This window comes from Pseudonocardia thermophila (assembly GCF_900142365.1).
Taxonomy (GTDB): domain Bacteria; phylum Actinomycetota; class Actinomycetes; order Mycobacteriales; family Pseudonocardiaceae; genus Pseudonocardia; species Pseudonocardia thermophila.
Genome location: NZ_FRAP01000018.1, coordinates 87612 through 106937, shown reverse-complemented (window position 1 = coordinate 106937; position 19326 = coordinate 87612). Strand labels below are relative to the sequence as shown.

Below are 19326 nucleotides of genomic sequence, written 5' to 3'. Positions count from 1 at the left end.
CTACCAGGCGTAGGCCTCCGGCGCCGGGCCCGGCCCGGGGAAGATCTCGTCGAGCCGGGCCAGCGCGGCCTCGTCGAGGGTGACCGCGAAGGCGCCGGTCGATGCGTCGAGCTGCTCGACCGTGCGCGGGCCGATGATCGTCGCCGAGACGCCGGGCCGGGCGAGCAGCCACGCCACGGCGACGTCGGCGGGGGAGTGGCCCAGCTCCGCGCACAGCTGTTCGTACTCGGCGATCTGCGCGCGGTGGCGCTCCAGCTTCGCCATCCGCTTGCCGCGGTGCGTGGCGATCCGCGCGCCCGGCAGCGGCGTGCCGAGCTGTCGCTCGCGCTCCTTGCGCAGGATCCCGCCCAGGAGGCCCGCGTCCAGCGGTGACCACGCCATCATCCCGACTCCGTAGTGCTGGCAGGCGGGCAGCACCTCCAGCTCCGCGGTGCGCTCCAGCAGGTTGTAGATGGTCTGCTCGCTGACCAGCCCGATGCTGCCGCGGCGGGCGGCGGCCTCCTGCCCGGCCGCGATGTGCCAGCCCGGGTGGTTGGACGAGCCCACGTAGACGATCTTGCCCTGCGTCTTGAGCAGGTCCATCGCCTCCCAGATCTCCTCCCACCGCACGTTCCGGTCGATGTGGTGGGGCTGGTAGAGATCGATGTAGTCGGTGCCCAGCCGGCGCAGCGACGCTTCGCAGGCGCGCCGGATGTGCAGCGCCGACAGGCCGCTGTTGTTCGGCCAGTCGGCCATGACGCCGTAGAGCTTGGTGGCCAGCACGGTGCGCTCGCGGCGCCCGCCGCCACCGGCGAACCACTTCCCGATGATCTGCTCGGTGACGCCCTCACCCATCCGCCAGCCGTAGACGTCCCCGGTGTCGATCATGTTGATGCCCAGCTCGAGGGCCCGGTCCATGATCGCGAACGCGTCCTCGGCGGTGGTCTGCGTGCCGAAGTTGTCGGTGCCGAGGACCAACCGCGAGACGGTCAGTCCGCTGCGTCCGAGATGGGTGTACTCCACGGCTCTCCCTCGTCGGCGACTCTGCTCGATCGTGCCGGATGTACGATTATCGGACTTGAGGTCCGATAATCGCGTCTAACCATGCTAGCGTCCCTCGACGGTCGAGGTAAGGGAGCTGGCGATGGGTGGTGATGACCGGGCCTGCTACCGGGCCGCGGTGGTGCGCGCGGTGCACGGGCCGATCCGCATCGAGGACGTCCCGGTGCGCGCTCCGGTGGGCGACGAGGTGGCCCTGCGGGTGACCGCGTGCGGGCTGTGCCACAGCGACGTCCACTTCATGCACGGCACGTCCGGGACCGCGTTCCCGTACGTCGTCGGGCACGAGGTGGCCGGCCGGGTGGTCGAGCTGGGCCCGGACGCGACCGGGGTCGCGGTCGGCGACACCGTGGTGGTGGCGCCGATGGTGCCGTGCGGGACGTGTCGCCAGTGCGCCGCGGGGCGGCCGCAGGCCTGCCCGGACCGGCTGCTGCGCCGTCCGCCGATCCCGCTCGGCGACGGTGCGCTGGGCACCGGGGTGCTCGGCGTCGGCGGGCTGGCCGAGCGGGTGCTGGTGCCCGCGCGCAACGTCGTCCCGATCGATCCGCGGGTGCCGCCGCAGGTGGCCGCCCTGCTCGGTTGCGGTGTGCCCAGCGGGTACGGGGCCGCGGTCCACACCGCCGAGGTCGGCCCGGCCGACGACGTGGTGGTGATCGGCTGCGGCGGGGTCGGGGTCGCAGCCGTCGCCGGCGCGGCGGCCGCGGGTGCCGCGCGGATCGTCGCGGTCGACGTGAGCGCCGCGAAGCTCGCCGCGGCCACCGCGTTCGGTGCGACCGACGTCGTCGACGCCTCCGCGGCCGACCCGGTGGCCGCCGTGCGCGACCTGACCGGCGGCCGCGGCGCCGACGTCGTGCTCGACGCGGTGGGCGGCGCACGCACGTTCGCGACCGCGGTGGCGATGCGCGCGCCCGGGTCCCGGCTGGTCGTGGTGGGTGCGCCGAAGACCGGGGAGATCGCCGAGCTGGGCCTGCGCGAGCTGTTCCTCACCGGCGGATCGATCCGGGTGTCGATCTGGGGCGACTGCACGGCCTCCCGGGACCTGCCGCTGCTCGCTGCCCGCTACCTCGACGGGGTCCTGCCGCTCGACCGGTACCTGTCGGGCACGTTCGCCCTCGATGAGGCGCAGGAGGGGTACGACCGACTGCTCGCCGGGGAGGGGCTGCGCGGGGTCGTCGTGCTCTGACCGGTGATCGCCGGGTGCGGTTGACAAGGGGCGACGACGCGCCGAAACTTGTACGAAATGCGGACGTGTTGTCCGATAAATGAGAAAGGGCTGGTGATGACGAACGCCGCCGTCCTCCGTGCGCCCCGGTCCATGAACCACATCGCGTACCCGACCTGGGACTCCCAGGCGACGTACGACTTCTACACACGGGTGCTGAAGTGCCCGTTCCTCACCGCGATCCGCCTCGACGTCGTGCCGTCCAGCGGTGAGCGCACCCCCTACCTGCACACCTTCTACGGCCTGCACGACGGCGGTGCGATCGCGTTCTTCGAGGTCGAGGGGCTGGAGCAGCCGACCGGGCCGGACCCGATCCCGTCCTGGATCCGCCACGTCGCGCTGAACGTCGACTCCATGGAGGAGCTGCACGCCTGGAAGGAGCACTTCGCGGCGGAGGGTGTGGAGACCGTCGGGATCGTCGACCACGACGGTGTCTGGGAGTCGCTCTACGTCTTCGACCCCAACGGCGTCCGGATCGAGCTCACCCTGCAGACCCGTCCGCTCACCGAGGAGGACGCCCGCGACGGAGCCGCGGTGCTCGCGGCCTGGACCGCGCGCTCGCGGTGATCGCCGGCTCGACGGAAGGGGGGAGGAGCCCGTGCTGATCCGCGAGCTGCTGGCGATCCCGATGACGCCCGGGCAGCGCCTCGACATCAACTCCGGGGTGGCCCGGCTGTCGGGGAAGATCTGGGCGACGCTGTGGCGAGACGACGCCCGCCGGCCCGACACCGCCGTGCTGATCGTCCACCCCAGCTCGAACTTCCTCGGCCACTACGCGCTGGAGGACCTGGCCCGGCGCGGGGTCGCCGCGGTGGGGCTCGCCACCCGCTACGTCGGCAACGACTCGACGCTGATCATGGAGAACTGCGTCCTCGACGTCGGCGCCGCGATCGCGCACCTGCGGGAGCTGGGCTACCCGCGGATCGTGCTGGTCGGCAACTCCGGCGGGGGCGGGCTCGCCGCGCTCTACCAGCAGCAGGCCGAGAAGCCGACGATCACCGCCACGCCGGCCGGCGACCCGGTGGACCTCGCCGCGGCCGGGCTGCAGCCCGCCGACAAGCTGGTCATGGCGATGGCCCACCCCGGCCGCGCCACCGTCTACACCGAGGGGCTCGACCCGGCGATCACCGATGAGCAGCGCCCGTTCGTGCGCGATCCCGAGCTGGACATGTTCGCCGCGCACAACGGGCCGCCGTACGCGGAGGAGTTCGTCCGGCGCTACCGGGCGGCCCAGATCGAGCGCAACCGGCGCATCACCGCCTGGGTGCTCGACCGGCTCGCCGAGCTGGCGGAGCACCGTCGTGGCGAGGCCTGCCCCGACGACCTGCCGTTCGTCGTCCACGGCACCGCCGCCGACCTGCGTTTCCTCGATCTCACCCTGGACCCGTCGGACCGTCGACCGGGCACCCTGTGGGGCGACGCGTGGACGGCGAACTTCCGCCCCGCCTCCCTGGGGCACCACACCAGCCTGCGGTCGTGGCTGTCGCAGTGGAGCTACGACCACAGCCGCGCCAACGCCTACCGGTGCCTGCCCGACGTCGAGGCGCCGGTGCTGATCGTGCACGGCTCCGCCGACCGCGCCGCGTTCCGCAGCCACGCGCGGGGCATGTACGAGGCGGTCGATCCCCGCCGCCGGGAGCTCGTCGAGATCAGCGGTGCCGACCACTACTTCGCCGGCCGCCCCGACCTGGCCGCGGCCATGTGCGACCACATCGTCGAATGGAGCCGGGGATGAGCGCCGCGCCGATCCGCGCCGAGGTGGCCGTCGTCGGGGCCGGGCCCGTCGGGCTCACAGCTGCGCTGGCGCTGGCCCGCGCCGGGGTGTCGGTGGCGGTGCTGGAGGCCGAGCAGGAGCTGTCCACCGAGTGGCGCGCGTCCACGTTCCACCCGCCCACCATCGAGATCGCCCGCCACCTCGGCGTCGTCGACGCGATGCTCCAGGCCGGCATCGTCGCGCCGCGCTACCAGGTGCGCGACCGCCGGCACGGGCTGATCGCCGAGTTCGATCTCTCGCTGCTGGCCGACGAGACCGACTACCCGTTCCGGCTCCAGCTGGAGCAGTACAAGTACAGCCAGATCGTGCGCGATGCGCTCGCCGCGCACCACCCCGACGCGCAGCTGCGGTTCGGTTGCCGGGTCACCGGTCTGCAGATCGCGGACGACCACGTGGTGCTGGAGACGGCGGACGGCCCGGTCGCCGAGGCGTCGTGGGTGCTCGGCGCCGACGGGGCGCGCAGCACCGTGCGCAAGATCCTGGGCTGTCCGTTCGAGGGCCTGACCTACGAGCACCGCTACCTCGTGCTCTCGATCGATTACCCGATCGAGACGCTGATGCCCGGCATCTGCGACGTCAACTACATCTCCGATCCCGTCGAGCACCTGCTGGTGCTGCGCGTGCCGGACGTGTGGCGGGTGGTGGTGGCGGTGCCGCCGGGGGTGCCGGGCGACGAGGCCGTCTCCGACGAATACGTGTCCGAGCGGCTGCGCGGGCTGTTCGGCGAGGCGCCGGGCCTGGTCCTGCGCGAGCGGAAGGTGTACGCGGTGCACCAGCGCGTGGTGGACTCGTTCCGCCACGGGCGCGTGCTGCTGCTCGGCGACGCCGCGCACATCAACAGCCCGATGGGCGGGATGGGCCTCAACGGCGGCATCCACGACGCGTTCGACCTGTCCGTGCAGCTCCCGGCGGTACTGCGCGGCGAGGCCGAGGAGTCGGCGCTGGACCTGTGGGCGCAGCGGCGGCGCAAGGCCGCGGTGGAGACCGTGCAGGAGATCACCCACCGCACCACGACGTCGCTGGCCGAGCAGGACGAGGAGGAGCGGGCGCGCTTCAGGCAGCAGACCGCGGCGACCGCAGCGGATCCCCGACGGGCGAAGGAATGGATGATGGACGCAGCGATGATCGCGAACGCGCGCACCTACGACCTGCCGCCGCGCGCATGAGCGGGCCCGGACTGCCCAGCGTCACCGCCGCGCTGCGGGTGGCGGCCGACGTGGCCGCGGACGAGCTCGCGGTGGCGGTCGGCGACGTGGAGCTGACCTACGCGCAGCTGCACGAGCGCGCGGCCCGGGTCGCCGGCGCGCTCGCCGGCAGCGGGATCGGGGCGGGCGACGTCGTCGCGGTGGGCCTGCACAACGGCGCGGAGTACCTCGAGACGGTGCTGGCCGCGTTCCACCTCGGCGCCGTGCCGGTCAACGTCAACTACCGCTACCGGGAGCCGGAGCTGCGCTACGCGCTCGACTACACCGCAGCGGCGGCGCTGGTCGTGGACGAGAGCCTGGCCGACCCCGCCCGCGCCGTGGCGGCTGACGGCGGGCTGGAGCTGCTGCTGCAGGTCGGCGGCGACGTGCGGGAGCCGGCTGTCGACTACGCGGCCGCGGCCGCCGGCGCGCCCGCTCCCGAGCCCGATCCCCGGGTGGCGCGCAGCACCGGGATCATCCTGCTCACCGGCGGCACCACCGGGCGCCCGAAGGGCGTGATCTGGGACCGCGACGGCCTGCTGGGCATCCTCCACTCGGTCTTCCGCATGCAGGACATCCCGGTGCCGCAGAACCTCACCGAGCTGGCCGACGCGGTGCGCGAGCTGCGCGCGCGACGCCCGCCCGGTCGTCGTGCCGATGTCGCCGATGATGCACGGCACCGGCTTCTTCCACGTCATGCGCACCCTGCTCGGCGGGGGCACGGTCTGCTTCGCGACCTCCCGCTCGCTCGACGCGCACGAGGTCTGGGGGATCGTGCAGCGCAGGCGCGCCACCGAGATGGTGATCGTGGGCGACGCGTTCGGTCGCCCGCTGGTGGACGCGCTCGCCGAGGCCGAACGCGCCGGCGACCCGTACGACATCTCCTCGTTGCGCCGCATCACCAGCTCCGGCGTGGTGTGGAGCGCCGCGGTGAAGCGGGAGCTGCTCGCCCGCGGCTCGATGACCCTCACCGACAACATCTCCGCGTCGGAAGGCGGCCCGTTCGGGGTCAGCGAGGTCAGCCGGGTCGAGGACGTCGTCGAGGGCCGGTTCACGCTCGCCCCGGTGGCGCGGGTGCTCGACGAGAACGACCGGGACGTCGTTCCCGGCAGCGGGCAGATCGGGGTGCTGGCCAGCGCCGGCCCGCAGCCGGTCGGCTACTTGAACGACCCGGAGCGCACGGCCCGCACCTGGCGCGTGATCGACGGCGTGCGCTACGCGGTGCCCGGCGACCTGGCCACCGTGGAGGCGGACGGGCGGCTGGTGCTGCTCGGCCGCGGCGACGGCGTGGTGAACACCGGTGGGGAGAAGGTGTTCCCCGAGGAGGTCGAGCAGGCGCTGCTCGCGCATCCCGCGATCACCGACGCGGTCGTGGTCGGGGTGCCGGATCCGCGGTGGGGCCAGAGCGTCACCGCGGTCGTCGCACCTCGGGCGGCACTGGCGGACCTCTCCGACGAGGAGCTGACCGCGCACCTGTCCGACCGGCTCGCCCGCTACAAGCACCCGCGGCGGATCGTGCGCGTCGACGAGGTCCCGCGCACCCCTGCGGGCAAGCTCAACCGGGGCAAGGCCCGGGAGCTGGTGCTCGCGCAGGAGCGGCCCGCCGGCCAGCCGTTCACGGTCGAGGCAGGGCACGTGCGGGCGTTCGCCAGGGCACTGGGCGACACCGGCGGTGGCATCCCGCCGACGTTCCCGATCGCGTTCGCGCACGTCGACGAGGACTGGCCGCTGGTGATGCGGCCGGGCCGGCCGTGGCACGGCTCGGGCAAGGGCCCCGGGGAGTCCCGCGGCGGCGCTGGCGGGCTGCACGCCGAACAGGAGTTCGTCTACTACCGGCCCCTGCGCGAGGGGGAGACCCTCACCGCGCACAAGGTGCCCGGGCGCACCTGGACGAAGACCGGCCGCTCCGGCGTGCTCACGTTCACCGAGCGGCACGTCGACTTCCTGGACGCGGACCAGCAGCCCGTGGTCCGCTCGACCACGGTCACCGTCACCACCGCACCGGCGAGCGAGGAGGCTCGATGACGGCCACCACCGAGCAGGAACCGGCGACCGACGTCCCCGGGCGGATCCGGGTCGAGGTCGGCGACCAGCGGGTCGAGCAGGTCGTCGACGATCTCAAGCGGACCCAGATCGTCATGTACGCGGGCGCGTCGGCGGACTTCAACCCACTGCACACCGACGAGGTGTACGCCCGCGAGATCGCCGGCCACCCGACGGTGATGGCGCACGGCATGCTCGTCATGGGGTTGGCCGGGCGGGTGCTCACCGACTGGTTCGGGCACGAGAACGTGCGGCGCTTCCGGGCCCGCTTCCAGGCCCCCACCTGGCCCGGCGACGCGCTGACGGTCACCGCGACCGTCACCGAGGTCCGCGACGACTCCGCGGGCGGGCGGCTCGCGGAGATCCAGCTGAGCTGCGTCGCGGCGCCCGACCGGCGGGTGCTGGCCGGGTCGGCGACGGTGGCGGTCGGCTGAGGGCCGGGCCGACGTGTTCCACACCGGAGGGTTCGACGAGGTCGTCGACGTCGCGGTGCTCGGCCTGGGCAACGCGGGCGCGACCGCGGCGGTGACCGCGCACGACCGCGGCGCGGAGGTGCTCGTGCTGGAGAAGCAGCACGCGGCGGCGCACCGGCCGAACAGCCGCTACGCCGCGGGCTTCCTGCTGGTGCCCACCGACGTCGAGGGCGCGTGCCGCTACCTGGCTGCGGCGTACGCGGTGAACGGGGAGGCGGTCGAGCCGGAGCTGATCGAGACCTGGGCGCGGGAGACCGCGCGCAACCCGGAGTGGCTGGAGAAGCACGGCGGCACCTACCGGGTGCTCGACCTGCACGGCGAGCACGACACCCTGCCCGACCACGGCTCGGTCACGGTGTACCAGGTGCTGCCGGGCCGCCGCCCGGACGGCTACACCGGTTGCCCGCTGCACGGGCTGCTGCGCGCGCTCGTGCAGGAGCGGGGCATCGAGGTGCGCTTCGGAGTGCGGGCGACCGCGCTGCTCACCGACGAGGACGGCGCGGTGATCGGGGTGCGGGCCGAACCCGGCTGCGGTCCGCCCGTCCGGATCGGGGTGCGGCGCGGGGTCGTGCTGGCCACCGGCGGCTTCGAGGCCGACGACGCCATGAAGACGCAGTACCTACCGGCCACCCCGGTGCACTTCTACGGCACCCGGCACAACACCGGCGACGGTGTGCGGATGGGCCTCGACGTCGGCGCGGAGCTGTGGCACATGAACGTCTGGCCGGGGCACTTCGTGGCGCGGTTCCCCGGCGACGGCTTCGGCGGCGGCACCGCGATCGATCTGTGGGGCTCCGGTCGCTTCGGCCCCGATCCCGCGGTGCGCCCGCCCGGCGCGGTGTTCGTCGACGGGGCGGGGCGGCGGTTCCTGCCCGAGCCCGGGCGCCAGCACGCGGCCACCCTGCACCTGCTCGGGATGGACGCCGGCCGGCTCACCCGCCCCCGCGTCCCCACGTGGTGGATCTTCGACGACGATCGGTTCCGGCGGGCTCCGCTCGTGCCCACCTACTCCGGCCCGGCCGGCCCGGTGGGCGATTACACCTGGAGCGCGGACAACCGGGCCGAGCTGGAGCGGGGTTGGATCCGCGTTGCGGACTCGGTGCGCGATCTCGCCGCGGCCTGCGGCCTGGACCCGGATGCGCTGGCCGACACCGTGGAGCGCTACAACGCGTTCTGCGCCGCCGGGCGCGACGCCGATTTCGGCCGCGACCCTGCCACGCTCACCCCGCTGACCGGGCCGCGCTTCTACGCGGTGCCGCTGTGGCCAGGCGGCTCGCACACCGTGGGCGGGCCGCGCCGGGACGCGGCCGCCCGGGTGCTCGCCGCGCGCGGCGGGCCGATCCCGCACCTGTACTCGGCGGGCGAGCTGGGTTCGATCCACGGGCTGCTCTACCCGGCGGGCGGGGCGAGCCTGGCCGAGTGCCTGGCGTTCGGCCGGATCGCGGGGGAGTCGGTGGCGGCCGATCGCACCACCGTGGGGTAGCTGGTCACACAGCCGGTCGGACACCGCGCGCCGCCGACGGCCCGGTCGGAGCGGCCGAGTACGGTGATCCGGTCATGCGTGTGGTGGCGCGGCGGCGCCCCCGGGACGAGCAGGAGGTGCAGCGCGTGGCCGCTTCGGGGCGCGAGTCGGCCAGCACCGGGTCCCTGACACTGGACCGCGGGCTGCGTCTGCTCGAGCTGCTCGCCGCCGAGGACCGCGACATGACCGTCGCCGAGCTGGCGACCGCACTGGGCGTGCACCGGCAGGCCGTGTACCGGCTGCTGGCGACGCTGCGCGCGCACCGGCTGGTCGCCGAGGGCAGCTCCGGGCGCTACCGGCTCGGGCTGGGGGTCATGCAGCTGGCGCGCCAGGCCAACCCGCAGCTGCGCCGGGCGACGACGCCGTACCTGCGGCAGCTGGCCGAGGAGTTCAAGGCGACCGCGCAGTGCGTCGTCGCCGAGGGGGACGACGCGGTGGCGCTGGCCGTGGTCGAGCCACCGGACTCGGTGTTCCACCTGTCCCAGCGCAGCGGCGCCCGTCACCCGCTCAACCAGGGCGCGAGCGGGCTGGCCATCCTCATGGCCCGCCGGGCGGGCTCCGGTGACCCGCAGGCCGTGCGGGAGGCGCGCGAGGTCGGCTACGCCGTGTCGTACGGCGCGCTGACCGCGGGCGCGGTCGGCGTGGCCGCTCCGCTGTACGACGGCGACGGGCACAGCCTCGACGCCGCCATCGGGATCATCTCGATGGGCGAGGTCGACGTCGACCGGGTCGGCCGCCGGCTCATCGAGGTCGCGCAGCAGATCGCGAACGCCGGCCTCTGATCGGTCCTGCGGGGAACCGATCCCCAGCTCCGTGGTGCTTCCGGCGCCGTCTGTGATGTTCTCGTCCCGGCTGTGCGCTCCGCCGTCCACTGTGCTGTGCTCGGCCCGAACGCTCCTTGACGTGGCCGCCGCCACAAGGCACCATCTTGACACAAGGACGTAACAGATTGTCCGATTATCGGACACAGGCGCCGCCCAAGGTCGGACGGAGGCACTCGATGAGCGGACGGATGATCGTGCGTCGGCTCGGCGGCGGGGTGCTCGTCCTCTGGCTCGTCTCGCTGGTCACCTTCCTGATGGTCCAGCTCATCCCCGGAGATCCTGCGCAGGTCATCGCGGGGGAGAACGCGAGCGCAGCGGACGTCGAGCGGATCCGCGAACGGCTGGGCCTGGACCGCCCGGTCATCGAGCAGTACCTGACGTGGTTGTTCGGGGTCCTGCGCGGTGACCTCGGCCGCTCCCTGTTCACCGACCGCCCGGTCACCTCGACGATCCTGTTGGCTGCCCCGCCCACGCTGGCGCTGGCGGTGGCGGCGATCGTGGTGGCCGTGCTGGTCGGGGTCACGGCGGGGGTGCTCGCCGGGCTCGCGCAGGGCAGCTGGCTCGACCGCGCGATCTCCAGCCTCGCCACCCTCGGCATCGCGATGCCCAGCTTCTGGGTCGCGATGCTGCTCGTGTCGGTGTTCGCGCTGGGGCTGGGCTGGTTCCCGGCCACCAGCTACGCACCGATGTCGCGCGGCCTGGGCACGTGGGCATCGCACCTGGTGCTGCCCGCCGTCGCGCTCGGCCTGGCCACCGCCGCCGAGCTGGCCCGGCACACCCGCGGCTGCGTGGCCGACGTGCTGACCCGCCCCTACGTGCGCACCGCCCGGGCGCGCGGCGCGACGACCGGTTGGCTCGTGCGCCGGCACATCCTGCGCAACGCTGCCATCCCGGTGGTCACCGTGCTGGGCCTGCAGACCGGGCGGCTCCTGGGCGGGACGATCGTGATCGAGGCGGTGGTCGGCATCTCCGGCCTGGGCACGCTGGCGGTCAACTCGGTGCTGCAGCGCGACTACCCCGTGATCCAGGGCTACGTGCTGTTCTGCGCGGCCGTCGTCGTGCTGATCAACCTGATCGTCGATCTGACCTACGGCTGGATCAACCCGAAGGTGAGGACGGCATGACCGCCGCGGTCCAGCAGGAGACGGCCCCGGCGCGGCGCAGCCGCACCCGCGTGCTGCGCGAGGTCCTCCGCAAGCCGGCCGCCGCGGTCTCGATCGGCTACGTCCTGCTGCTCGTCGTGCTGGCGATCGGCGGGCGCTGGATCGCCCCGCACGACCCGGACGTGCAGGACCTCGGCAACCGGTTCGCCGGGCCCAGCCTCGAGCACTGGTTCGGCACCGACGACTTCGGCCGCGACGTCGCCAGCCGCATCATCAACGCCGCCGCGGTCACGATCAGCGCCCCGGCGATCTCCGTCGGCATCGCGGTGGCGATCGGGCTCCCGCTGGGCCTGTGGGCGGCGGTGCGCGGCGGCTGGGTCGACGCGATCACCGGGCGGCTCGCCGACACCGTGCTCGCGCTCCCCGCGCTGGTGGGGGCGCTCGCCATCGTCGCGGTGCTCGGTCCCGGCCTGGTCACGACGATGATCGCGGTGGGCATCATCTTCTCGCCGGCGATCTTCCGGGTGGTGCGCGGCGCGGCGCTGGCGGTCACCGAGGAGACGTTCATCCGCGCGGCCGACGCCGTGGGTTCCTCCCGGCGGCGGACGCTGTGGGTGCACGTGCTGCCCAACATCGCCGCACCGCTCTTGGTGCAGACGACGATCCTGATGGGCGTCGCGCTGCTGGTCGAGGCGAGCCTGAGCTTCCTCGGCCTGGGCGTGCAGCCTCCGGACGCCAGCTGGGGCTCGATGCTCAAGGCGGCCTACGCCAACCAGTTCGACGCGCCGTACGCGGTCGTCCCGCCGGGGATCGCGATGGTGCTGACCGTCCTGGCGTTCAACACCATCGGCGACGCGATCCGCGACGCGGTGGGCCTGCGGAGGCGCACATGACCGGGAACAGCCCGCTGCTCTCCGTCGAGGGGCTGACGATCGACCTGCCCGCCCAGCCGGGCCTCGTGCAGGACGTGAGCTTCGAGGTGGGTCGGGGTCGCTCGCTGGCGCTGATCGGCGAGTCCGGCTGCGGGAAGACGCTGACCTCGATGGCGATCCTGCGGCTCCTGCCGCCGGGCCTGACGATCGCCGGCGGCCGGATCGTCTTCGACGGCACGGATCTGCTCACGTGCAGCCCGCGCGAGCTGCGGGCCGTGCGCGGCGGACCGGTCGGCGTGGTGTTCCAGGAGCCGATGAGCAGTCTGGACCCGACGATGACGGTCGGCGACCAGATCGCCGAGGCGCGCCTGCTGCACCTGGGGGAGCGCCGCTCGGTGGCGCTGCGCCGCGCCGAGGAGCTGCTCGACCGCGTCGGCATCCCGAACGCGGCCCAGCGCGTGCGCTCCTACCCGCACGAGCTGTCCGGCGGCATGCAGCAGCGGGTGATGATCGCGGCGGCGATCGCGTGCGACCCGAAGCTGGTGATCGCCGACGAGCCGACGACCGCGCTGGACGTCACCATCCAGGCAGAGATCCTCGGGCTGCTGCGCGACCTGCAGCGCGACCTGGACCTCGCCGTGCTGCTGGTGACCCACGACCTGGGCGTCGTCGCCGACTTCTGCGACGACGTCGTGGTGATGTACGCCGGGCACGTCGTCGAGCGCGCGAGCATCGACGAGCTGTTCTACAGCCCCGGCCACCCGTATTCGAGCGCGCTGCTCGCCTCCGTGCCGCAGTCGGGCAGCCCGCGCACCCGGCTGGCGGTGATCCCGGGCCGGGTGCCGCCCGCGGGCCGGTTCCCGGCCGGTTGCCGGTTCCAGCCGCGGTGCGTCCACAACCGACCCGAGGTGTGCGGCCGCCCCCAGCCCGACAGCGTGCTCGCCGGCGCGCACCGCAGCCGCTGCGGACGGGTCGCCAGCGGGGCGCTGACGGTGGAGGGAGTGCCGCGTGGCTGAACGCGAGGCCGCGGTCCGCGTCCGCAACTTGACCAAGACGTTCCCGCTCACCCGGTCGATCTTCGGTCGGACCCTGCGCGCGGTGCGCGCCGTCGACGGCGTGGACCTGGAGGTCGCGTCGGGCACGACCCTTGGGCTGGTCGGCGAGTCGGGATCGGGCAAGACCACTGTCGGTCAGCTGATGGCCCGGCTGATCGAACCGGACGGCGGCACGATCGAGGTCGGTGGGCAGGACGTCACCCGGGTGCGCGGGAGCGATCTCGTCGCGCTGCGGGCCCGGCTGCAGTTCATCTTCCAGGACCCCTACGGTGCACTGGACCCCACGAAGACCGTCGGGCACGCGGTGGCCGAGCCGCTGCTGATCCACAAGCGGATCACGCGCGGCGAGATGGACGAGGCCGCCGCGCACCTGCTGGAACGCGTGACGCTCGACCCGGCGTACGTCGAGCGCTACCCGGACGAGCTGTCCGGCGGGCAGCGCCAGCGGGTGTGCATCGCTCGCGCGCTCGCGCTGGAGCCGGAGGTCCTCATCGCCGACGAGCCCACGTCCGCACTGGACCTGTCGACCCGCTCGGAGATCCTCAACCTGCTGCTGGACATCCAGGAGGACAGCGGCCAGGCCGTGGTGCTGGTCTCGCACGACTTCGCCACCGTGCGCCACCTGTCGCACCGCATCGCGGTGATGTACGTCGGGCGGGTCGTGGAGGAGGGGCCCGCCGCCGCGATCGCCGAGCACCCCCTGCACCCCTACACGCAGGCGCTGCTGTCCGCGGTGCCGGTCCCCAACCCCGAGGTGCAGCGGGCCCGGCAACGCGTCGAGCTGCGCGGCGACCTCCCCGACCCGGCGTCCCCGCCGTCCGGCTGCCGGTTCCGCACCCGCTGCCCGATCGCGGTGCCCGAGTGCGCGACCACCGATCCGCCGCTCGTGCCGGTCGGTGGCGACCGGCACGTCGCCTGCCTGCGCCACTCCGCCGCGGGCAGCCCGCACAAGAAGCTCGCCGGGCCGGCCGCCCTGCCGGCCCCGGCCACCCCCTGACACCCCTCTCGCGTCCCCCGCCCGAGCTGACCAGTGGAGGTCACGTGGAAAGCCGCGAAGCAGTGCTGTGCCCGATTCCCCGTCCGCAGGTAGCCAGGAGCCGGCCGTGAGGCGCGCGGCGCTGCGGTGGTCCGCCGCGCTCGCGGCGGCGGCGCTCGTCCTCACCGGCTGCGGTGGCGGCGGGGAGGAGCCGGCGGGTGCCGCCGGCGAGTACGACCCGAACGCGGTCTTCCGGTACGCGGTGCCGGGCAACCCGACCTCGTTCGATCCGCGGCAGTCCGCGCCGCTGGACCCGGTCTTCCTCGACGTCGTCTACGAGAGCCTGATCGAGCGCACCCCGGACGGGCAGCTCAAGCCCGGTCTGGCGACGGGGTGGAGCTTCTCGGCGGACAACACCGTGCTGGATCTCGAGCTGCGCGAGGGCGTGACCTTCCACGACGGCGAGAAGCTCGACGCGGCGGCCGCCGTGGCCTCCCTGGAGGCGCTGCGGGCGCGCGGTGCGCAGGCGTCGGCGCTGCGGACGGTCGAGAAGGTCGAGGCGACCGGTCCGATGTCGCTGCGGATCACGTTCAGCGAACCGTCCGGCTACATGATCAACGTGTTGGCCGGTGAAGCCGGGATCGTGGTGTCGCCGAAGGCGATCGACGATCCGAACCTGGGCACCAAGCCGGTGGGCACCGGCGCGTTCAAGCTCCAGTCGCTGGAGCAGGGGCGGGTCACGTTCACCCGCTTCGACGACTACTGGAACAACGAGGCCACCACGATCGCCGGCATCGAGATGATCGCCTTCTCCGACGAGCCGACCCGGCTGCGCGCCGTCGTCTCCGGCGAGGTCGACGGCACCACGATCAACGCCGGGCAGGTCCGCGAGGCGAAGGCCAACGGGCTCACCGTCGTGCAGGGCCCGAACAGCACGTTCAACGGGATGCTGCTCAACACCTCCAGGCCGGAGCTGGCCGATCCGCGGGTGCGCAAGGCGATCATGCACGCCATCGACCGCAAGGCGATCGCGGACTCCCTCTTCGACGGCGGGTGCACCCCGACGGTGCAGCCGTTCGCCGAGGGTTTCTGGCCGCACGTGCCCGAGATGAGCGACGTCACCCCGTACTACGACCCGGAGAAGGCGAAGAGCCTGCTCGCCGAGGCCGGCCACCCGAACGGGATCTCGTTCGACATCGTCCACGGGCCGAACACGACCTACCAGAACCTGTCGCAGGCGCTGCAGGCGCAGCTGCGCGAGGCCGGGATCAACGTGACCGTGCGGCCGCTGGAGTTCACGCAGATGATCGAGGCCCGCCGGTCGGGGAACTTCGTCGCCACGGTCGCGCTGGTGCAGGCCGGGCGGCCGGACCCGAGCCAGTTCGTGGTCGACTTCTACAGCCCGGGCGGCACGTACAACCCCGGCGGGTTCTCCGAGCCCGGGATCGCCGAGCTGCTCAGCAAGTCGCGGGCCAGCAGCGACGAGAACGAGCGGGCCGCCTACACCCGGGAGATCTTCCAGAAGGTGTTCGACGCCGGCCCGCCGGTCATCCCCGTGTGCGCGGTGCAGTGGGTGGCCGCGTTCCGCGACGGCGTCACCGGCTTCGAGGTCCCGCGGTACGGCGACTACGACTTCACCAAGATCAAGATCAGCAGATGAGGCTCGAATGGACGACAGGATCGATCTGACCGGGCGGGTGGCCGTCGTGACGGGCGCCGGTCGCGGCCTCGGCCGTGCCTACGCCGAGGGACTGGCGAAGGCCGGCGCGGCCGTCGTGGTCAACGATCTCGACGAGGCGGTCGCGACCGAGGCGGTCGAGGCCATCCGCGGGGCCGGCGGGCAGGCCGTGGCGCACGTCGCCGCGGTCGGCCCGACGGCGGCCGCCGAGGAACTCGTCGAGCGCGCGGTGGCTGAGTTCGGCCGGCTCGACGTCATGTGCACCAACGCCGGGGCGCTGCGCGACCGCACGCTGCTCAAGATGTCCGACGAGGACTTCGACGTGGTGGTCGACAGCCACCTGCGCGGGACGTTCACCTGCGGGCGGGCCGCGGCCCGCAGGTTCCGCGAGCAGGGTGAGGGTGGCCGGCTGATCCTCGTCGGGTCGCCCGCCGGGCAGCTGGGCGCGTTCGGCCAGACCGCCTACGCCGCGTCCAAGGCGGCGATCATCGCGCTGGTCCGGGTGTGGTCGGTGGAGCTGGCCAAGTACGGCATCACCGTCAACGCCGTGGTACCCAAGGCGCTGACCCGCATGGCCGCGACGATCCCCGCGCTCACCGAGGTCGTCGCGCAGGTGGAGGCCGGCGCCCCGGTTCCCGAGCACCTGCGCCGTCAGGGCACGGGCACCGTCGAGGACGTCGTCCCGCTGGTGGTGTTCCTCAGCTCGGCGGCGGCCGCCGGGATCACCGGCCAGTACATCGGCTTCGGCGGCGACCGGCTGTCGGTGTGGGCGCACCCCACCGAGGCGTTCGTGACCCACCGCGACGGCGGGTGGAGCGCCGAGCAGCTGGCCGCCGACTTCGCCGGCTGGACCGAGCACCTGCAGGACCACACCCGCAAGCCCGGCTGAGCCGTGGACCTGGTCCTCGACGACGAGCACCGCGCCATCGCCCGGACCGTCCGCGACTTCGTCACCCGGGAGCTGATCCCGCTGGAGCCCGAGCTGCTGCGCCGGGAACGGGCGGGGGAGCGCCAGCTCACCCGGGACGAGCTGGCCGACCTGCGCGAACGCGCGCGGCGGTCCGGGCTGTGGGGCGTGGGCACCCCGCCGGAGTACGGCGGGGCCGGCCTCGACCCCGTCGCGCAGGCCCTGGTGCGGATCGAGCTGTGCCGCACGTTCGTGCCGTTCACGTTCGGCGGCTCGGCGGACAACATCCTGTTCGCCGCCACCGGTGACCAGATCGACACCTACCTGCGGCCGACCCTGTCCGGGGAGCGCGTGTCGTGCTTCGCGCTCACCGAGCCGGGTGCCGGGTCGGACCTGTCCGGGCTGCGCACCACCGCCCGGCGGGTCGACGGCGGGTGGGTGATCGACGGGGAGAAGACGTTCATCTCCCGCGGGGCGGACGCGGACTTCGCGATGGTGTTCGCGGTGACCGGGCCGCGCACGTCGACGTCGAGCGGGGTCACCTGTTTCCTCGTCGACCGCGACCGCGGATGGACCTCCACGCCGATCCCGATGATGAGCTCGTGGGAGGCCGCGACGCTGCGGTTCGACGGCGTGCGGGTCGGCGACGAGCACGTCCTCGGCGAGGTGGGCCGCGGATTCGAGCTGGCCATGCGGTGGATCGGCCAGGGCCGCTGGCTCGTGCCGTGCCGGGCCATCGGTGCGGCGCAGCGGCTGCTCGGCATGGCGGTGGAGTACGCCAACACCCGCACGACCTGGGGAGCGCCGCTGGCCGACCGGCAGGCGATCCAGTGGATGATCGCCGACTCGGCGGTCGAGCTGGAGTCGGTGCGGATGCTGACGCTGCGCGCGGCGTGGCTGGCCGGGACCGGTGCGGACACGCGGTACGCCTCGGCGATCGCCAAGCTCAGCGGGGCCGCGATGGCGAACGCGGTCGTCGATCGGGTGCTGCAGATCCACGGCGGCATGGGGTACACGCGCGAACTGCCGATCGAGCGGTGGTACCGCGAGCTGCGGGTGCTGCGGATCTTCGAGGGCACCGACGAGATCCAGCGGCGCACGATCGCCCGCGGGGTGCTGCGCGGCGACCTGGACGTCGATCCGGTGGGGTGGTGACCTGCGGGTTTCGAGAATGCTTGCCGGCAGGCATACAATTCGCGCGTGGCGGCGCCCGAGCGATGTACCGACAGAGCCAGCGTCGACGTCGAACACGGGTCCCCCGCCCCGCCCGACATCCCGCCTCCGTCGCCCCGGCGCTGGCTGATCCTCGCGATCGTGTCGGTCGGGTTCCTCATGGTCTCGATCGACCAGACGGCCGTCTCGACCGCGCTGCAGGCGATCGGCACCGATCTCGGCGCCTCGCTGGCGTGGACCAGCTGGACCATCACCCTCTACGCGCTGGGGCAGATCATCGCGATGCCCGTCTGCGGGCGGCTGTGCGAGCAGTTCGGCCGCAAGCGGATGTTCGTCATCGGCGTCGGGATGTTCACGCTCGCCTCGGCCGCCTGCGGTCTGGCGGACCACATCGGCCTGCTGGTGGCCGCGCGGGCCGTGCAGGGGCTCGCCGGAGGGGCGATGCTGCCGACGGCGACCGGTCTGGTCTCCGACAGCTTCGGGCCGCAGCGCGACCGCGCCGTCGGCATGTTCACCTCGATCTTCCCGATCGGCGCGCTGATCGGCCCGGTGGTGGGCGGGGTGCTGGTGCACCTCGCCGGGTGGCGCTGGATCTTCATGGTCAACGTCGTGCCCGGCCTGGTGCTCTGCCTCGCCGCCGCGCTGCTGATCCACGAGAAGCGCCCGGCCGGGCGGCGGCAGACGATCGACTGGCTCGGGATCGCCGTGCTGGTCGTGCTGCTCCTGGCGGTGATGACCGCGGCCGCGCGGTTCGGCAACGGCTCGCTGACCGACCCGCTCGCGCTCATCGGGCTCGGCGTCGCCGTGGTCGCGCTGCCGGTGTTCTGGTGGCACATCCGCCGCGAGCCCGACGCGGTCGTCCCGGCCCGGCTCGTGGTGGGGAACCTGTTCGGGCGCATGAACGTCGTCAACGTCGTGTTCGGCGCCGCGGTGATCGGCTTCGGCTCGCTCGTGCCGCTGTACGCGCAGCTGCGCTACGGGATCGATCCGCTGACCTCGGGCGGTCTGCTGACGGCCCGCGCGGTCGGCACCATCGGCACGTCCTCGCTGGCGGTGTGGTTGATCCGGCGGACCGGGCAGCGGGTGCTGATCATCGGCGGGTTCGCGGTGGTCGTCGCCGGTGTGCTCATGCTCGCGGCGCCGGTCGCCTCGGGGGTGGAGATGTGGCTGACGATCGGGGCCGCGATCACCGGCCTGGGCATGGGCCTGTCCGCCCCGGCGGCCAACAACGCGATCATGCACCTCGCGCGCGGCGAGGTCGCGGCGGTGTCGGGCCTGCGCGGGATGTTCCGCCACTGCGGGGCGATCGCCGCGGTCAGCACGGTCACGGCGCTCACCACCGCGAGCGCCGTGCCGGGGGAGGTCGTGGCCTGGTCGTTCGTCGTGCTCGCCGGGCTGCTGGTGGCCTGCGTTCCACTGGTCCTCACCATCCCGGACCGGCGCGAGGGTTGGTAGCCTCCAGCGCCGGTCAGATCAAGGGGT

Annotated in this window: 17 protein-coding genes and 1 pseudogene; 17 read left to right on the top strand and 1 reads right to left on the bottom strand. The window is 73.3% G+C overall.

The window, feature by feature from the left end; all coding sequences use genetic code 11:
• Window positions 1–1002 (bottom strand): aldo/keto reductase, encoded by a 1002-nt coding sequence (locus BUE41_RS22005; protein WP_073459065.1) that lies wholly within the window; start codon window positions 1000–1002, stop codon window positions 1–3.
• 121 nt (window positions 1003–1123) lie between these two features.
• Between BUE41_RS22005 and BUE41_RS22000 the strand changes: the two genes are divergently transcribed.
• From BUE41_RS22000 to BUE41_RS21920, 17 genes and pseudogenes are all read left to right on the top strand, one after another.
• On the top strand, window positions 1124–2221 hold the full coding sequence (locus BUE41_RS22000) for an alcohol dehydrogenase catalytic domain-containing protein (RefSeq protein ID WP_073459064.1): 1098 nt from the start codon (window positions 1124–1126) through the stop codon (window positions 2219–2221).
• 96 nt (window positions 2222–2317) lie between these two features.
• A complete protein-coding gene (locus tag BUE41_RS21995; RefSeq protein ID WP_073459063.1) occupies window positions 2318–2827 on the top strand; it encodes a VOC family protein in 510 nt (169 codons plus the stop codon).
• Window positions 2828–2858: 31 nt separating this feature from the next.
• Window positions 2859–3995 carry an alpha/beta hydrolase gene (locus tag BUE41_RS21990; protein ID WP_143172292.1) on the top strand — a complete coding sequence of 379 codons (1137 nt, stop codon included), beginning with the start codon at window positions 2859–2861 and terminating at the stop codon, window positions 3993–3995.
• Entirely contained in the window at window positions 3992–5200 is a 1209-nt protein-coding gene (locus tag BUE41_RS21985; RefSeq protein WP_073459062.1) for an FAD-dependent oxidoreductase, read from the top strand. Before BUE41_RS21990 ends, BUE41_RS21985 begins: the two co-directional genes overlap by 4 nt.
• Window positions 5137–5709: pseudogene (locus tag BUE41_RS32980) on the top strand (AMP-binding protein); the annotation flags it as partial. The gene BUE41_RS21985 and the pseudogene BUE41_RS32980, both read left to right, overlap by 64 nt.
• Before the next feature lie 175 nt (window positions 5710–5884).
• Complete coding sequence (locus BUE41_RS32485) at window positions 5885–7243, top strand: AMP-binding enzyme (RefSeq protein WP_159444949.1); 1359 nt, start codon at window positions 5885–5887, stop codon at window positions 7241–7243.
• Window positions 7240–7695 carry a MaoC/PaaZ C-terminal domain-containing protein gene (locus tag BUE41_RS21970; protein ID WP_073459119.1) on the top strand — a complete coding sequence of 152 codons (456 nt, stop codon included), beginning with the start codon at window positions 7240–7242 and terminating at the stop codon, window positions 7693–7695. Before BUE41_RS32485 ends, BUE41_RS21970 begins: the two co-directional genes overlap by 4 nt.
• Window positions 7696–7708: 13 nt before the next feature.
• Window positions 7709–9217 (top strand): FAD-dependent oxidoreductase, encoded by a 1509-nt coding sequence (locus BUE41_RS21965; RefSeq protein WP_073459060.1) that lies wholly within the window; start codon window positions 7709–7711, stop codon window positions 9215–9217.
• A gap of 74 nt (window positions 9218–9291) precedes the next feature.
• The gene (locus BUE41_RS21960; RefSeq protein ID WP_084755581.1) at window positions 9292–10038 is read left to right on the top strand and encodes an IclR family transcriptional regulator; all 747 of its coding nucleotides are present in this window, start codon (window positions 9292–9294) and stop codon (window positions 10036–10038) included.
• Between the two features lie 218 nt (window positions 10039–10256).
• The gene (locus tag BUE41_RS21955; protein WP_073459059.1) at window positions 10257–11204 is read left to right on the top strand and encodes an ABC transporter permease; all 948 of its coding nucleotides are present in this window, start codon (window positions 10257–10259) and stop codon (window positions 11202–11204) included.
• Window positions 11201–12076 (top strand): ABC transporter permease, encoded by an 876-nt coding sequence (locus tag BUE41_RS21950; RefSeq protein WP_073459058.1) that lies wholly within the window; start codon window positions 11201–11203, stop codon window positions 12074–12076. Before BUE41_RS21955 ends, BUE41_RS21950 begins: the two co-directional genes overlap by 4 nt.
• The gene (locus BUE41_RS21945; RefSeq protein WP_073459057.1) at window positions 12073–13071 is read left to right on the top strand and encodes an ABC transporter ATP-binding protein; all 999 of its coding nucleotides are present in this window, start codon (window positions 12073–12075) and stop codon (window positions 13069–13071) included. Before BUE41_RS21950 ends, BUE41_RS21945 begins: the two co-directional genes overlap by 4 nt.
• Entirely contained in the window at window positions 13064–14107 is a 1044-nt protein-coding gene (locus BUE41_RS21940) for an ABC transporter ATP-binding protein (RefSeq protein WP_073459056.1), read from the top strand. Before BUE41_RS21945 ends, BUE41_RS21940 begins: the two co-directional genes overlap by 8 nt.
• Window positions 14108–14213: 106 nt before the next feature.
• Window positions 14214–15746, top strand: a complete 1533-nt coding sequence (locus BUE41_RS21935) for an ABC transporter substrate-binding protein (RefSeq protein ID WP_073459055.1) — start codon at window positions 14214–14216, stop codon at window positions 15744–15746.
• Between the two features lie 7 nt (window positions 15747–15753).
• Window positions 15754–16653: an SDR family NAD(P)-dependent oxidoreductase gene (locus BUE41_RS21930; RefSeq protein ID WP_073459054.1), complete on the top strand. Its 900-nt coding sequence runs from the start codon at window positions 15754–15756 to the stop codon at window positions 16651–16653.
• 3 nt (window positions 16654–16656) lie between these two features.
• A complete protein-coding gene (locus BUE41_RS21925; protein WP_073459053.1) occupies window positions 16657–17826 on the top strand; it encodes an acyl-CoA dehydrogenase family protein in 1170 nt (389 codons plus the stop codon).
• A gap of 45 nt (window positions 17827–17871) precedes the next feature.
• Window positions 17872–19299: an MFS transporter gene (locus BUE41_RS21920; protein ID WP_073459052.1), complete on the top strand. Its 1428-nt coding sequence runs from the start codon at window positions 17872–17874 to the stop codon at window positions 19297–19299.
• The last annotated feature ends 27 nt before the right edge of the window (window positions 19300–19326 follow it).